16 protein-coding genes and 1 tRNA gene are annotated in these 14,399 nt (G+C 36.9%); 7 read left to right on the plus strand and 10 right to left on the minus strand.

Going from position 1 to position 14,399, the window contains the following annotated elements:
- Positions 1-98 precede the first annotated feature (98 nt).
- Positions 99-536 carry a hypothetical protein gene (locus tag MSKOL_RS14545; protein ID WP_082091150.1) on the plus strand — a complete coding sequence of 146 codons (438 nt, stop codon included), beginning with the start codon at positions 99-101 and terminating at the stop codon, positions 534-536.
- 115 nt (positions 537-651) lie between these two features.
- On the opposite strand, the gene MSKOL_RS14550 is transcribed toward MSKOL_RS14545, so the two are convergent.
- Entirely contained in the window at positions 652-1,191 is a 540-nt protein-coding gene (locus MSKOL_RS14550) for a tyrosine-type recombinase/integrase (protein WP_231592261.1), read from the minus strand.
- A 698-nt stretch (positions 1,192-1,889) separates the two neighbouring features.
- On the opposite strand from MSKOL_RS14550, the gene MSKOL_RS14555 reads away from it, so the two are divergent.
- From MSKOL_RS14555 to MSKOL_RS19495, 6 genes are all read left to right on the plus strand, one after another.
- Positions 1,890-2,231, plus strand: a complete 342-nt coding sequence (locus tag MSKOL_RS14555) for a hypothetical protein (protein ID WP_048157318.1) — start codon at positions 1,890-1,892, stop codon at positions 2,229-2,231.
- A 498-nt stretch (positions 2,232-2,729) separates the two neighbouring features.
- The gene (locus MSKOL_RS14560; protein WP_048157320.1) at positions 2,730-4,112 is read left to right on the plus strand and encodes a hypothetical protein; all 1,383 of its coding nucleotides are present in this window, start codon (positions 2,730-2,732) and stop codon (positions 4,110-4,112) included.
- A gap of 98 nt (positions 4,113-4,210) precedes the next feature.
- Positions 4,211-6,334, plus strand: coding sequence for a hypothetical protein (locus MSKOL_RS20430; protein WP_052725527.1), 2,124 nt, complete (start codon positions 4,211-4,213; stop codon positions 6,332-6,334).
- A gap of 416 nt (positions 6,335-6,750) precedes the next feature.
- Complete coding sequence (locus MSKOL_RS14570) at positions 6,751-7,080, plus strand: hypothetical protein (protein ID WP_048157321.1); 330 nt, start codon at positions 6,751-6,753, stop codon at positions 7,078-7,080.
- Positions 7,043-7,279, plus strand: coding sequence for a hypothetical protein (locus tag MSKOL_RS14575; protein ID WP_048157324.1), 237 nt, complete (start codon positions 7,043-7,045; stop codon positions 7,277-7,279). The genes MSKOL_RS14570 and MSKOL_RS14575 overlap by 38 nt, the downstream gene beginning before the upstream one ends.
- Before the next feature lie 55 nt (positions 7,280-7,334).
- Entirely contained in the window at positions 7,335-7,493 is a 159-nt protein-coding gene (locus MSKOL_RS19495) for a hypothetical protein (protein WP_197078773.1), read from the plus strand.
- Between the two features lie 391 nt (positions 7,494-7,884).
- Here MSKOL_RS19495 and MSKOL_RS14585 read toward each other — a convergent pair.
- From MSKOL_RS14585 to priS, 9 genes are all read right to left on the minus strand, one after another.
- Positions 7,885-7,968: transfer RNA gene (locus MSKOL_RS14585), tRNA-Ser, on the minus strand.
- 123 nt (positions 7,969-8,091) lie between these two features.
- Positions 8,092-9,465, minus strand: a complete 1,374-nt coding sequence (locus MSKOL_RS14590) for an endonuclease Q family protein (RefSeq protein ID WP_048157328.1) — start codon at positions 9,463-9,465, stop codon at positions 8,092-8,094.
- Between the two features lie 166 nt (positions 9,466-9,631).
- Positions 9,632-10,402 (minus strand): proteasome assembly chaperone family protein, encoded by a 771-nt coding sequence (locus tag MSKOL_RS14595; protein ID WP_048157330.1) that lies wholly within the window; start codon positions 10,400-10,402, stop codon positions 9,632-9,634.
- 9 nt (positions 10,403-10,411) lie between these two features.
- The gene (locus MSKOL_RS19500) at positions 10,412-10,567 is read right to left on the minus strand and encodes an RNA-protein complex protein Nop10 (RefSeq protein WP_082091151.1); all 156 of its coding nucleotides are present in this window, start codon (positions 10,565-10,567) and stop codon (positions 10,412-10,414) included.
- 6 nt (positions 10,568-10,573) lie between these two features.
- Positions 10,574-11,380 carry a translation initiation factor IF-2 subunit alpha gene (locus tag MSKOL_RS14600; protein WP_048122087.1) on the minus strand — a complete coding sequence of 269 codons (807 nt, stop codon included), beginning with the start codon at positions 11,378-11,380 and terminating at the stop codon, positions 10,574-10,576.
- 73 nt (positions 11,381-11,453) lie between these two features.
- The gene (locus MSKOL_RS14605) at positions 11,454-11,642 is read right to left on the minus strand and encodes a 30S ribosomal protein S27e (protein ID WP_011306561.1); all 189 of its coding nucleotides are present in this window, start codon (positions 11,640-11,642) and stop codon (positions 11,454-11,456) included.
- Between the two features lie 6 nt (positions 11,643-11,648).
- Entirely contained in the window at positions 11,649-11,927 is a 279-nt protein-coding gene (locus MSKOL_RS14610) for a 50S ribosomal protein L44e (protein WP_048122089.1), read from the minus strand.
- A 493-nt stretch (positions 11,928-12,420) separates the two neighbouring features.
- A complete protein-coding gene (locus MSKOL_RS14615) occupies positions 12,421-13,143 on the minus strand; it encodes a hypothetical protein (protein WP_048157332.1) in 723 nt (240 codons plus the stop codon).
- Entirely contained in the window at positions 13,109-14,353 is a 1,245-nt protein-coding gene (priS, locus tag MSKOL_RS14620) for a DNA primase catalytic subunit PriS (RefSeq protein WP_048122094.1), read from the minus strand. The genes MSKOL_RS14615 and priS overlap by 35 nt, the downstream gene beginning before the upstream one ends.
- Between the last annotated feature and the right edge of the window lie 46 nt (positions 14,354-14,399).

Consider the following 14,399-nt stretch of genomic DNA (forward strand, 5'->3'; position numbering starts at 1 on the left):
AGGGGGGAAGTTTCATAGCAGAAGATCAATACTCTTACAAACAGGATTTAAATTCTAAAAATATAGGTAACAATATCATTGGAAGGCTTTTTCCTGAAATAACATCAAAGTCTCTAGCAGGCGATGTTGTAACCCTCCCTGAGGTTTCGGAAGGAAAGGTTACACTAATCTGTATTGCTTTTGTGCGCAGCGAACAGAGCATTATCGACTCCTGGGCTGAACCTTTTGAGCAAGAATTCGGTAAAGACAGCAGGTTTGCTATCTATGAGGTTCCAATGATAAATGCAGCATGGAAAGTGTTCTCATGGATGATCGATTCAGGCATGAGAGGGGGAATTCCTGTAGAGAAACACAGTAATGTCGTTACCTTTTATGGAGATTACTCAGACTATCAAGAAACCCTTAAGATGAAAGATACGAACTTTGCCTATGTTTTTTTGCTGGATCAGAAGGGTTTTATTCGCTGGAAAGGGAAGGGATATTCAAGTCCTGAAACCATAAAAGAACTAATCGAGACTGCAGAATCTCTTAAATAAATGAATAAGTAGCTCTGTAGAAATCCTTAATTTCTAGTAGTAAGCTCAAAAGGTATATTTCTATTGTAATATTTTGGCGTAGCCTCCAATATTTGTAATTACGGACAACATTCACTTAAATTCCCCTTCTAAGAATTCCCCACTCAGTAAGTCTCTTTTCAATATCTCTCATTTCATAATCTGTAAAACTTAAACTCTGGTAGTGCCTCAATGACGTTACTGGGTCGTGTCCCTGTCTACTGTAAATCTCAATTTCCGGTACTCCAGCTTTAAGCATCCATGACTCTATTGTTTTCCTGGGAGTCTTCGGGCCGACTTTCGGGCTTATATCTGCTTTCTCAGACCACCTGCTAAGGTTATCCCACCAACTTGTACGATCCGGTGGTCTCCTGCCTTCCTGAAATGCCTTAATAAGATATGGAAAAGTAGTGGGAAGTTTGTCAATAGTGCGCTTTGGTACTTTCTGTTTGACCTTCTTCTGGGCTTCCCTTGGGAGTATTATTTGATTCCTGCTCTCAATGTACCAGGATGGATTATAATATAATCTTTGTAATTCAACATAGCGAAGCCCAGTAATTGTGTTAAGTTCAAAGATAGGCTTAAACTTTGCAGGCATCGCCTTAACAAATCGATCATACTCTTCGACAGTTAACACTTTAGTGCCGTCTGCTGTTATTAATCCATTTTCTATAAAAATCCCTTCAAAAAGTAGTATACCAACGTTCTATAAATACGTTGGTGTTTTCTATACTTTGTCTTCTAAATCAGTATTAAAAAGATACGTGATTTTTACTTGTTACTGTCGTTTTTGCTCTGTCACCATAATCAGAAATACCAACGTTCTATGTATAAACGTTCGTATATTTTAGAGGTCTATCAAGTCTAAGAGGAATTGATAATTTATGTGTCATACTGAAGCTGGAAGAAATTCTTATCCCTCTAGACTTAACAGTGCCCTAATTGTGAGTGTTTTCACTGATTCTGTACAAAAGCCAGATTTTTTGCAACGGAACCATAGGAAAAATATGACCTTTAAAATATAGGGTCATAAGATAGCTATTTTTAAAAAGCATTACATAGTATATGGAATGATTATGAACAAAAAACATAGGCACGTTTTACCGATAGCATAAGATATATTCGCGTAGGTTATTTATTAGGAATTTTCATTAATAGAATTAGTCCAAGAATATATCAAAAAAGAGAACATATAACTATTGAAATGGAGAATGAGACGGGGGTAAAGCTATATTTAACAAAACACTATGTAAATTAATAAAAAAACCGAAAGTCATTTTTGATGATATAATACATAATATTGAGCCTTATGCTTTGATTTATATAGAGTTAATTATGCTCATTGGCTCCATTCCCGTTTTCACAACGATTTTTGATCACGATAATTTTAAGTATGCAGGAATAGGTTCAATAATTTTTACGATATTTATATTTATTCCTTATTTTAGTCTACTAGCATTAAAATATATATTAGATTTTATAGGATTGTATAACAAAATAATTAACATGAAAATTGCAGAGTGTCCAGAAAATAGTGGGATAATAAAGACAGGTAAGAGTTTGATTGAAAATATTAGAGACGCTATTGCTGTTATTTTAGGAGTTATGATTGGTATATCGATGTTTGTTCTTGTTGCAGAGATGATATATTTTGATGTGCCTTATGAACCAGCATAATCACAATTACAAGATTTTGTAAAATAGCTAATCCCTGCCGATTTAAAAATATTCAATAATTAATGTCAAAAAAAATTATTTTCCAAAAATCTCTTTTATTACTTTAAAGGGTTCCATTGCAAAAAATGGTAGTATATCTAGAGTCCTGTAAATTCCAATTACCTATGTGTTTCTTCAGGTTTTTTTGCGTTTGATGGCAGGTTATCGGTGAAAGCAAGCATATTCCTAAATACTATGTAATGATCGAGAAAACAAACACATAGGCAATTGTGCAAATTTCTGCCCGAAATGAGCAGTTTTCTTTATAAAAAATAAACAATGAAAAAAGAATTACAATTTTAATGTTACTAATTTCAACAAGAGTATGATTATTTTGCGTATTGGAAGTAATTTGTAATTTTTCTGCAAGAATGATTTGTTATTATGGAACAAGTTAGATCTTCAATGTTTTTCATTAATTAACAAATTTAGTATATATGTTATTATGAATATGTACGCATGACTGAAAAAGAACATTTTTTAGAGCGACATAGCATACTAAATTATCAGCATCTAATAAATAAACACAATGGTACAGGAATTTTAAAATATGAAAATAATAAAGAATATCCATGTAAATTTGAAGTAGGCCAATTGGTAAATGGAAATATCGTGTTTACATGTGAATGTTCGAATAATTATATAAATGATTTTAATGAAGAAATTTCACTATATACTGTTCAGAAATTCAAAATTGTCGAAGGTTTAACAAATAAAAATGAAAACGTAGCTGGAAGAATATCTATTTTTACTGGGCTATCTCTTGGTTTAGAATCTTTTGAATTATCAGGTTTTTTAAATGAAATGACTGTCAAAACGAATATTAAAGAAAATTTGCAACGTGTGGTTTTTGGATTAACAAATTTTGTATTTAATGAAGAGGTTCTTACACTTGATTTAGAAGGAATGAAAAGGCTTCAAATAAAAAAAATAGATAAATATAAAGATGCTTTGAATTTTTTAAAAACTTTCAAGGCAGTTTGTGTTACATGTGAAGTAACAGTTAATATTAGTAAGGAAGAAGAAATCGAGAATATAAAATCAGTGGTTAGTGATCTATGTGCAATACTGTCAGTTGCTCAAGGAAGAAATATACAATGGATTTATTACAATGTTTATGATAAAGAGGAAAATATAACATCACAAGGACATGAAAATAGAGTTACAAAACCGTATTGTTCTTTAGAGATAATAGATGAGAGATCCGAAACTATGGAAAAATTTATTGAAATGTCCTATAAAGCGTTTGCAAAAGATCAATTTTTACTGAGGAATAACAAATATATAATAAATGCATACATTGATTCAAAATTAACAAATGATTATCTTGAACAAAGGGGTCTCAAACTCTCATTAGTGACTGAGCTGTTCAAAGAACTGCTGTTAAAAACTAAACCTGAATTTGAATATATTATTAATGAAGAGAATTTTAAAAAGATAAAACCAGATATAAAGAAGGCTTTTAAAGATATTCTCGTACAGAATGTTGATTCAACTTCTAGAAATAAAATGTATAAGAATGTTTCAGGACTTAACAGAACGCCTTTTCATGATATATTATCTTGCTTCTGTAAATACATTAACTTACAAATAGAGGCAGATGACCTACAACTAATCATTAAAATTAGAAACTCACTTGTTCATACAGGAACTTTTTTTTGTAGAAACACCGATTGTACGGATGATGATATAAGAAAATATCCGCAACTTAAAAGCCCAGCTACTGAATATTTCTTTCTATTGAACTTTGTCGATAAATGTTTCCTAAAGTTGTTATGCTATAAAGGACTTTATATTAACTGGAGCAATCCAAATGAAATAAAGGAAGAAGAACTAATATAAAAACTATTCATCGGTCTTTAGGATACGACAATTTCAAAAAGTAAATAAATAAGTTCTTTTTTTTTATATGTTATATTTGTAATATGCGAGGATTATTTATGGTTGCCTCTCCTGCTAACTTAGTAGAAATGGATAAGGATAACTTTTTTTCAATGGTTAACTCTTTGAAAAAGTGTCAACGTGCAGATCTAGCGGATATAAATGGCGATGAGGACATAATTGAAAAATTATATGTTGATCCTCTAGAGAATAATCTTGTTTTGAAGAGTTGTCTAGTTCCAAATACAACTTTTTTAATTGGTAGAAAAGGTACAGGGAAGTCAACTATAATAGCTAGGCTCCAGCATGAAATTAGAAAAACTAATGATAAACTTTCACTTTATTTAGATGTTAAGACAATTTTCGATGAATCAAGACCATTTGATTTTGATCCATCGCAGTACGATAATATTTTGTCTGGAGAAGCATTAGATAGATACCTTCTGTACAAAACATTTCTTAAAAAAATAATTGAAGAAATAAAAAAAGAAGTAAAAACCAATACTTTAAAATTTTACTTAGGAAAAATCTCGAAAGTATTTGGCCATGATAAAAACTCATTCAATGATGAGTTAGATAATATTTTTATAAATGTTGATACGAGATCTTATGAAGATATTTTAATTATTAAAGAGAAAAAAATTTATTTATCTGAACAGAAAGATGTCATTCAAGCTCATGAGTATGAATTCAACACTGGTGTAGAAATTGCGCCAAATGATGCGAAAATTAACGCAAATATGGAAAGCAATTTCTCCAAAAAAACAAAAGTTGGGGAAGAAACAAAATCTAAATTTTCAGAAATATTGCTTCAGTTTTTTGATCCAAAGTCGATATTGACTCAAATAAAAAATTTATTATCTCAAATTGGAATTAAATACGTTTTTATTTGCCTAGATGATTTCTCCGAAATTGATAAAGATGCGATGGAAATATTTGTTGATACTATTATAGCTCCATTAAATAATTGGTCAGAGGGTTACTTTAGATTTAAAATTGCTGCTTATCCAAATAGGCTGTATCTAGGAGATATAGATCCATCAAAAGTAGATCAAATAAAACTAGATTATTATGACTTATACTTGTCTAGTTTTGCAAAAAATATTGAACAAGAAGCTATTTCAAATATTTCAAAACTTCTTACTAGTAGATTCAATTATTTTTTAAACTCAGACCCAACGTCTTACTTTGATCTTTCAAAAAATAGTATCGATGATTACTATAAAGTTTTGTTTGATATCACTTCAAACGTCCCAAGAAATGTTGGTTGGATTCTTTGGTATGCAAATCAATCTAGTATTTCAAGAGGTTCGCTTATTACAATTAAAGATCTATATTTGGCAGCCGAAAAATATTATACAGATTCGATAGAAGTGTTTTTTTCGCAAAATAAATATATGAAAGAGTCTTTTAACGAAAAACTAGAAAAATATCATTTAAATGAGCTATTGAACAAAATAATAGAATTATCTAAGAATAATAAAGCTGAAATACGTAATACCGACTCTAAAATATTTGCAAATGAGAGATCAAGACCATTAACTAGTCATTTTTATATTAGAAAAGAACTGGAAAAACTACTAAATACATTAGAACTTAATTTTTTTATAACTAAGTATAATGAACAAAAAGATAAGAATGGAAAACTCATAGTATTCTTTTTCTTGCACTATGGACTGTGCGAAAAAGAGAACATTTATTTTGGGAGAGGGAGTGATCATAAGTATATTGTACAAAGAAGATTTGATTATTCTGAAGCTATCAAAAATTGTATTGATGCTGCAAAGAAAATTAAATGTAATAATTGCGGTGCTACATATTCAATAGACCAATTAAACAATTTAGAGTTATACCGCATGCTTTGTCCTCAATGTACACAAGGTAAATGTGAAGTAATGAATCTTGAAGTTGAACTGCCCGATGTCAAACAAGAAATCCAACTGTTGGAGTTTGATGTAAGGCTTCTTAATGCACTTAGAATAGATCAACCTCAATTTGCTAAGCTGCTTGCAAAAGATCTAGATTGTCATTATCAAAAGGTTTCAAAAAGAGCTCAAATTTTAGAAACTGAGTATGGTTTTATTTTAAGGAAGAAAGAAACATTACGAAAAGAGTTTGGAGAAAGAAATTATTATTATTTAACAAAGGAAGCTTATGAAACTTATTTTACTGAATTTACTTGAGAACAAAAAAGCAATGTTTTACTTATGCACAGGTTTTTTAATGTAAAAGACCTATGCATTTTCCCAGTTTTAGCCTTAATTTTAGCTCAAAATCAGGATGAAAACGGCAAAAATACATAGTTTTTGTTTAATCTACGTATCATACAGAATAATTACCAGAATCTCCACCAGGGCTTAGACAATATCGGTAACTAAATCGTGAAATTATATCTTCGTCATATTCCTAAATGGCATAATGGTAAATTTTATAATCCCAACCTAATATTGCTTTCGAGATAGTCTCTACTTTTCAAATACAAAATACAAAATAAGTATTCAAAGGCTCAGCGTAAAGATTAAGCAAATTTTGCTTAATTAAGAAAATTGAGTATGTTTAAATTAACTATTCAACTATTTTTAATAGGAGGCTTCGTACTATGAGCGATGTAGCTACTGATGATGGATTTAATACGTATGGCTTTAAAGATCTGAAATTTTCTAACGGATATGGCAAAATTGGGAACAAAACCGTTAAGGTAAGCATTTACTGTCCTGCAAAAAATGAAAATTCCGAGAGTGAAATTACTGAACTTTTCCCCAAGCTGAATATCTCCGAAAAAGTCGGGGATAAATGGCAGAATGCAAGCTTTGATCTTTCTGATCTTGAGGTCGTAGTACAGCGTTTTACCATGTACAGACAGGCCCTCCTTGATGCGGGAGGTGCTACGAATGGATCAGATCGAGAGCAAGGAAGTCAAGAGAAATAAAGCTATCAGGGTTATTACCCTGGCTCTGCTTGTATTCGGTTTAATTATCGCTCCCGCTTCTGCCGGATATACCTTTACAGGTAATCTTTCGGATATCGGGCAGGTCATTACTGACTTCCTGAGTTTACAGGACGAGCTTCTTCAGCTTGTCATTTTCGGGGTAATAATGACTGCTGCCGGAGCAATTGGGTCTTCATGATCCGGAAGGTCATCTGGACGAAAAATTTGGTCCTCATTGCTGCAGGCATTGGTTTATGACGTGGGTTAGAAGAGCATGTATGCCCAGGGCTTTTATCCAGGAACTTCGAGGCGATTCTAGAGGAGAGGCAATAGATATTTATGATCATATCGAGCTTGATGAGCTGAAAGCCTCTTACCTGCAGCACATCCCGCAACTCGGGGTAACTCCCTGAGTTTATTTTTGTAACTTGTTTATAATTTCTTCTATATGTGATTCGGTTCCGAATTCAGGATTCATTTTTTTAATTGTGTTCAAGGTATAGGAGAAAATTATTTTCATTTGAATAAGTTCTCTGTGAAGATGAGCAATATTGAGAGCCAAGAAGATTATTGTCAAGCTTATAATGGGACAAAAAAGAAGAAAAATGGTATTTTCTGGAGTTAAAAGATTCATAATGTTACATATGAAATAGTTTTGAAAAGCTTTTTTATTTGTGTTGAAGGCGCTGCCTGAGAATTACTTTTAAGAAAAAAATGCATAAAATGAATTATTTTAAAGAAACAAGTTATAAAAAGGGGTTTTTTGCTATATCGGAGTCAATCGAGCTTTAATTTGACAAATAACGCCCAGGGCAGGATTTGAACCTGCGCTCCCCCAAAGAGGAAACGGTTTTCGAGACCGTCGCCTTACCACTAGACTACCTGGGCATTTTGTTTTAAAGTAAGAATATTTCCGGGCGCTACCCGACGTATTTAATGCAACGTGTTTCAGATGCAGGGTAGTGAATATACTTTCTTTCTTATATATCTTATTATCCTCTAACCTATATATTAAAAATCGAAAAGTGAACTCTGACCTGCATCATCCGGTTCCCTATTATTCGATTCTTGATAATCCGACCTTTCTTTTTCGGTTTCGTCGGGTTTTTTCCGGAGATTTTTTTCTCTCTTTTTTTCGGGTTTGCTTGCTTTTGCGGGATTTATCTCTTCAAGATCTGCAAATGAAAGCTGTCCTGTTTGCCGGATTTCTTCATTTTTCAGGTTTTCAGGCAGCTCAAGCCAGCCATACTGGCCTCCTCCGCCGGGATGGATTATAACATTGCCTTTCCTGAAAGCCAGGATCGCGTTTACTACCCTGTCGTCACCCACGACCTTCAGGTCTTCAGGGTCGGAGTAAATAAGAGCTTTGACCTCGTTTCCGAAGCGTTCTATAAGTTGGTTCCAGGCCGTTTGTACGCCTTTTGTCTGAACGCTTGCATGACCGAGCGCCATCTGGATAATTTCGGCAAGAGGAATGAGATGGAGGTAAGGAGGACGGTGTTCAGGATGCTCTGGCTCTTTAAAGTCTGCGAGTTCATTAACGCGGTCGAAAACGCCTTTCTTTATGACGCCTCCGCAGATCGAGCAGCGCCACTTATTCTCAACGGCTTCGGGCAGTGGATACTGGGTAAAACACTTAATGCAGGCTGACCGGTTGTATTTTCCCTCTTCAGGAAAGAACCCTACATTCAGAGTAGCTTTATACCCCTGTTCCCTGAGTATGGCTTTTTTCAAGCCGTCAAAGGTAAGCTCAGGCACATCAAATTGCGTAAACTCCCTTGCCAGTTTATTGGTCGAAGGGGAATGAGCATCGGAATTCGAAAGAAAAGTCAGGCGGTGAAGGTCCTGGATTCTGTCTGCATAATCACTGTCTGCACTCAGGCCAAGCTCCAGGAAAGAAATATAATTTGTCATATCTCCATAACAACTTTTCAGGCTGTCATGGTAGCCGTAAAGTGCAGTCCAGGGAGTAAAGGCATGACAGGGGCCGATAAGAGCTCCAAGGTCTTTTGCAATTTCTGCAATTTCAGTGCCATCCAGCCTGACACTCGGGCGGCCATCGACTTCAAGGTTTCCGAAAGGAGCAATGCGCTCGGCCAGTTCTTCAGCCTTTGAAATCGAAGGTAAAATAAGGAGATGGTGTACGCGGTTTCTGTCTTCTATCTCGGTAGTTGGGATGAAATAAATCTCATCTATGCGGATTTCTTCATCTGAAACAGATACTCTTTTGATCTCTTCTAGCCACTTCGGATGAGTGCAGTCTGCAGTACCGATTAATTCCATCCCTTTTTTTGAAGCCTCCCTGGCAATTGTCGGCAGTTCCATTTTTCTGGAAGATGCCATGGAGTACTTTGAATGGAGATGGAGGTCTGTATTGACTTTCATTTCCTTCCCTTTACCGGAAAATCCAACTTTTAATGCTCACTTTTATGTTCACTTTTAGTGCTCACATTTAGTGCTTACTTTTAATGCTCACTTTTAGTGCTCACTTTAATTAGATATCTTTAGATTAAAACTCACATTTAATTCTCTGGTTATCTCTAAGGCCATATCATCCTATATAGCGCAGGTCTTCTTCGGTAGGTTTGACTTCCTGGATTGTCTGCTGCTCTTCTTTTTCCTTTAGTTTCTCAAGGATGCTTTCCATTTCCTCGGCCTTTTTCTCAAGAGACTCCATATTCACTTCAATTCCAAACATTTTACAGAGTACTTTTAGAAGAGACTGGGCGCTTTTAGGGTCCATTAAATATCCTGGGGTCATACCCATAAGGCAGGCAGCATCAATACCTCGCATCTTGCTGAAAGCCACAAGCAGGCCCGACGCTCCAACTATGCCTCCGCTAGGTTCGGATTCCCTGAACTCTACCCCATACTCTTTGATCTCTTCGATCATTTTCGTGTTATTGGCGACCCCAAGAACGGTTTCCTCATAGGTCAATTTGCCTGTGGGATACCCTCCGAGCGTGTAAATCGTCTTCACTCCAAACTCTTCTGCAATGTCAAGATAAAGCGAACAGAGTTCATAATGTCCCTGTGAAGTTGTACTTTGATGATCTCCCACAAGGAAAAGGATGTCATTCTCCTTTGCTTTTGCGTAGTATATAGTGTTGCTTACCGGACGAACCGTACAGTCTTTATTGACCAGGACCTGAGGTGGAAAATGCGGAGAATAAACTTCTACTATTTTTTCAGCCCCAAGTTCGTCTACCAGATGCTCTGCCACTAGCTTGCCTACGAGTCCTACTCCTGGAAGTCCCACTACAAGGATTGGAGTTTTGAATTCAAGATTTTCTTTCAGGCGGACAAGTGTACTTTGTTGCATAACAATTCCTTATCCTTTCTTTGACATTCTGCGGTACCTGCCATAAGGGTCCTGAGGAGAAAAGCGAGCCGGAATTGGGGAGAAAGTTTTTCCTCCACAACCCGGACAAATTTCCCTTAAAGTGTACCTGCCGCAATTTTTGCATTTGCGGATCTTTTGTCCCAAAGGGTATCACGCCTTTGCTGATTCGATATGCCGCTTGAAGGTCCCATGTCCGCCAAGTTTGGTAATACTATCGACTGCTGTCTGGGCAGATTTTTTAAGGACTGATTCAGCTTTCTTGTAATCAGGAGCAATTACCTTAATTCGGTATCTTGGAGCCCCTGTGTAACTTATTTCGAGCCTTATGTCTTTTTCATCAGCATCATTGATAGAATTTGCAGCACTGAGAGCCTGCTTTATGACTTCTATGCCGTTTGGAAGATTACAGGTCAGATCAACATAGCCTGCAATGTCTACAAAAGGCAGTTTGATGTTTTCCCCTGCGATTTTGATTATACTCTTTAAATATTTCTTATTGACTTTAATTCCTTTGAAGGCTCTCTCCCCTTCAATGGCAGCTTCTTCAAAGGCTAAATATGCACTTCCGAACTCTTCTACGAGTTTTTCGTGCAACTCTTGCAGAGTACTTTCATCGGTTTTTGTCTCTTCAGCCACGAACTGGAGCCATTTGGCGGCTTTTTGTTCATTTTTCCATTCCTGGATTTTAGCGCGCCTCTGGTGCTCGTTTACATCTTTCAATGAAAGGTCGATGTGGCCGCGGGAAGGGTCCACGTTAAGAACCTTGCAGACTATCTTCTGCCCTTCCCTTACGTAGTCCCTGACGTACTTGACCCAGCCTGCTTTTATTTCGGAGATGTGGATAAAACCTTCTCTCCCTCCGAACTCTTCAAGCTCGACATAGGCTCCGAAATCCGTCACATTCTTTACAGTACAGACAACAAATTCTCCGACTTCGGGCCAGTTATCGTTTCCCATTCGTACCACTTCTCAAATTTTATATTTTTATTACCTGTTACTCTAATGCTATAAAGCGCTTTTACCTGTCCGGTTATTCAAGCACTTCCAGAATGTGAGTAGTAATTGTCGATTTTCCACCGGTTGGTTCAGCAAGGGTCCTTCCACAGACAACGCAGGTGATTTTACGGCTGGCACTCCCGAATATAATCTGTTCGTTTTCGCAGTCGTTGCACTTTACGCGCAGGAACCTGCTTTTTGGCCTCTGGATATAATCTACCATTTTATCTTACTCCTTGAACTCAAACTTCTTTGCCCTGAAACAGGGTCTCTGGTGGGCTTTTTTACATACTGTACAGCGGTATCTGAGCCAGATGCGCTTTGTGGGTTTATCGCCACCGGGCACCTTGGAGAATTTTCCACTGTTTCCTATGCCTTGCTGTCTATCCTTCTGTCTTGCAATGTGAGTCATGGATGAAGCCTGACCCTTCTTGACCCTTTCAACCACGATTTCCTGATGGGTTTTACAGTAAGGGCAATAAGTCCTGAACTTCTTTGGAATCCTCATTCTTTACACCTTTTTAATGATTATTGGTATTCAGCTTGCCTTCTCCGTCTTTTGCGGAAAGGCACTATTACTCATATGGAATAATACGTATGGCGTTACGTATAGCGTTTAGATCCTGGGAAGATCTTATTTGGGAAGCCTTTGATTGGATGAACTTGATATTTTTCAGACCTATTTCGGTCTTGATATTACGATTAGAAATCTTCTATCAAGGCGAGGTCACAGAGTTTACCAGGTTAAGTTACTACTAGTTTTTGCTCAAGCTTTTTCTTAAAACGCTGTGCTAAGAAGGTTAAGCTAGTTTTTGCTCAAACTTTTTCTTAAAGCCTGGTACTAACAAGGTTAAGGTACACAAATATAGCTACACATATAAATACTCATACTATTACCTGATAGGCTTTCCGGCCTTCATGGCTTAGTTTAGAATCTCCAACACTTTAAACTGCCTTCCATCTTCTTTCTCAAGCCAAAACAAGCTGTAAATCTCAGGAAATTAATTTTCTCCAGGAAATGAGTCTTTTCCCGAGTCTTCCTGTCCGACAATCAGTTTAGCTGCATTCCGCTTTATCAGCCCTGTAGCATTGAGCTGCGGCAAAACAACGACTTCTTCTGCACTGACAGTATAATTCCGGCCGTCTGCGCCTGTGAAGGTAGGCAGATCCTTCAGTATTCGGACAACAACGTATTCCTCATTTATATTGTTTTTGTCTGGGACTAATCCTGTTTCCCCTCTGGCTGCAATGCCAGGAATTCCCATTTTTGCATCTGTTTTCCCCTTAAAACCGGCAGGAATTTGTCTTTCCACAATTTCAGGCCAGACTGCAGTATTCTCGGAACCAGGGTAAAGAATAGGACCTAAGAGTTCGGTTTTTGCGGCTTTAATTTCTTGCAGTACAAGATCATAAAGCTTCTTTTCTACAGGAAGTAATTTTTCTATGTCTTTTGAAATAGGTTTATTCGCATTAGACTGAATTGTTGCCCTGGTTATAACCTTTCCTATCCGTTTCATGAAGATAGTCTCAAGGTCCGAAAGTGCTCTTTCATGCTCGTCGTGAAGCATTTTGAACTCAGGAGAACGGGAATTGTCAACTTTTTTAATATCCTCTTCAAGTTTCCGGACATATTTCTCAGCCTCCAGGTAAAAATCAGCTGGAATTGTCTTTAATGTCTGGTTTTTTTCCTTATACAGGACCTGGCTGATTTCTTCTATGTCCATACTCAGCAACACCTCTACAAATTAAATACACTGCTGCATACTCAGGAATCTCCTGTATGCCCTCTTCTACTTTTAAGTCCTTGCCCTTTAACTGAACTGAAAAAGGTTTTAAAACCGTTACCTTTACCGGTCTTTCGCCAAAGACAACAGCATCGGTAAGTGGGTCAAACTTCTCTAACTCGGATAAGGCAAGTTTCTTTACCAGCATCCCTGATCCGCCGTGTAATGAACCCGGCACCCGGATCAAACGTTTGATGTCTGCAGTCACTGGTTCGTCGACACTGGCCCCGAATCTGTGCAGGAAATCTTCGACAGACTCTCTCATAAAATAGGCAGCAATATCTTTAAAGTTTCTGACGTCAAAGTCAAGCCGTCCTTTCTCCAGGATATCCTTTAAGCCATTTTCGCTATTTGTAAGACTGATTAGCTTTTTTACTGCAGTATCCCCGACTTTCTCATACCTGCGAAGTTCGGGAAACATATCTTTTTTGTACCTTTTCCCGCATTCAGCTTTCATATAATCCGTAAGATAAAGCGCAATCCTTCTTCCCCAGCCTGAATCATATCCCACAAGTGTGCATTTAAAAGGCACGTTTTTCATTCCTTTAAATGTCTTTGAGCCGGTCCCGAATTCTCCATCCATAGCAACTTCCCTGAAAAAATATTTAAAGTCAAGGTCTCTCCCGCTGAGATAATTCACGATTTCCCTTCTTTCAGCACTTCCAAGCTTCAGGACTTTTGGGCTTCTGACATGGAAATGATACCCTCTTCCTCCGGAGAATACCAGCTCAATCTCCTGTTCCGAAAACCCGAAATCATCTAAAAGGAAGTCCATGAGCTTGAAACTTTCCTTCTTTACAAGCTCCAGCATATCCGCGTAGTTTCTCGGGGCATCTGGAAGGTGGTCTGCATCAAGGTCAAAAATCAATTCTGCCCCTAGCCAGTTCTTCTCATTCATTTTCCGCGCATCGGGATATTCGTAATACGCAGTTGAATTGTAAACATGCGCAGGAGCCATGCCGTAAAGATAGTCAAGAGCTTCTCCGGGTGAGCCGAACGCCTTGTGCCTGTGCATCATCTTATCAGGCATATCGTCAAAGAAGATAAAAGCCCACTCCCTGTTAGGCAGGTGGTCAGGAAGACCTATTTCGGCATTTTTGTAATATTTCTGAAAGCGAGTTTTCAAAAAGCGGGCAGTTCGATTATCCATGATTTCAGGGCTTCTGGAGTTTTGGATCTTAATTTATGGATTCTTA

The sequence above is a fragment of the Methanosarcina sp. Kolksee genome (genome assembly GCF_000969945.1).
Taxonomy (GTDB): domain Archaea; phylum Halobacteriota; class Methanosarcinia; order Methanosarcinales; family Methanosarcinaceae; genus Methanosarcina; species Methanosarcina vacuolata.

Excerpts from the sequence above, each read along its gene's own strand:
- MSKOL_RS14555 (WP_048157318.1), top strand. The coding sequence starts at position 1,890 with ATGCTCATTGGCTCCATTCCCGTTTTCACAACGATTTTTGATCACGAT.
- MSKOL_RS14560 (WP_048157320.1), top strand. The coding sequence starts at position 2,730 with ATGACTGAAAAAGAACATTTTTTAGAGCGACATAGCATACTAAATTAT.
- MSKOL_RS20430 (WP_052725527.1), top strand. The coding sequence starts at position 4,211 with ATGGTTGCCTCTCCTGCTAACTTAGTAGAAATGGATAAGGATAACTTT.
- MSKOL_RS14570 (WP_048157321.1), top strand. The coding sequence starts at position 6,751 with ATGAGCGATGTAGCTACTGATGATGGATTTAATACGTATGGCTTTAAA.
- MSKOL_RS14575 (WP_048157324.1), top strand. The coding sequence starts at position 7,043 with ATGGATCAGATCGAGAGCAAGGAAGTCAAGAGAAATAAAGCTATCAGG.
- MSKOL_RS19495 (WP_197078773.1), top strand. The coding sequence starts at position 7,335 with ATGACGTGGGTTAGAAGAGCATGTATGCCCAGGGCTTTTATCCAGGAA.
- MSKOL_RS14590 (WP_048157328.1), bottom strand. The coding sequence starts at position 9,465 with ATGAAAGTCAATACAGACCTCCATCTCCATTCAAAGTACTCCATGGCA.
- MSKOL_RS14595 (WP_048157330.1), bottom strand. The coding sequence starts at position 10,402 with ATGCAACAAAGTACACTTGTCCGCCTGAAAGAAAATCTTGAATTCAAA.
- MSKOL_RS14600 (WP_048122087.1), bottom strand. The coding sequence starts at position 11,380 with ATGGGAAACGATAACTGGCCCGAAGTCGGAGAATTTGTTGTCTGTACT.
- MSKOL_RS14605 (WP_011306561.1), bottom strand. The coding sequence starts at position 11,642 with ATGGTAGATTATATCCAGAGGCCAAAAAGCAGGTTCCTGCGCGTAAAG.
- MSKOL_RS14610 (WP_048122089.1), bottom strand. The coding sequence starts at position 11,927 with ATGAGGATTCCAAAGAAGTTCAGGACTTATTGCCCTTACTGTAAAACC.
- MSKOL_RS14615 (WP_048157332.1), bottom strand. The coding sequence starts at position 13,143 with ATGGACATAGAAGAAATCAGCCAGGTCCTGTATAAGGAAAAAAACCAG.
- priS (WP_048122094.1), bottom strand. The coding sequence starts at position 14,353 with ATGGATAATCGAACTGCCCGCTTTTTGAAAACTCGCTTTCAGAAATAT.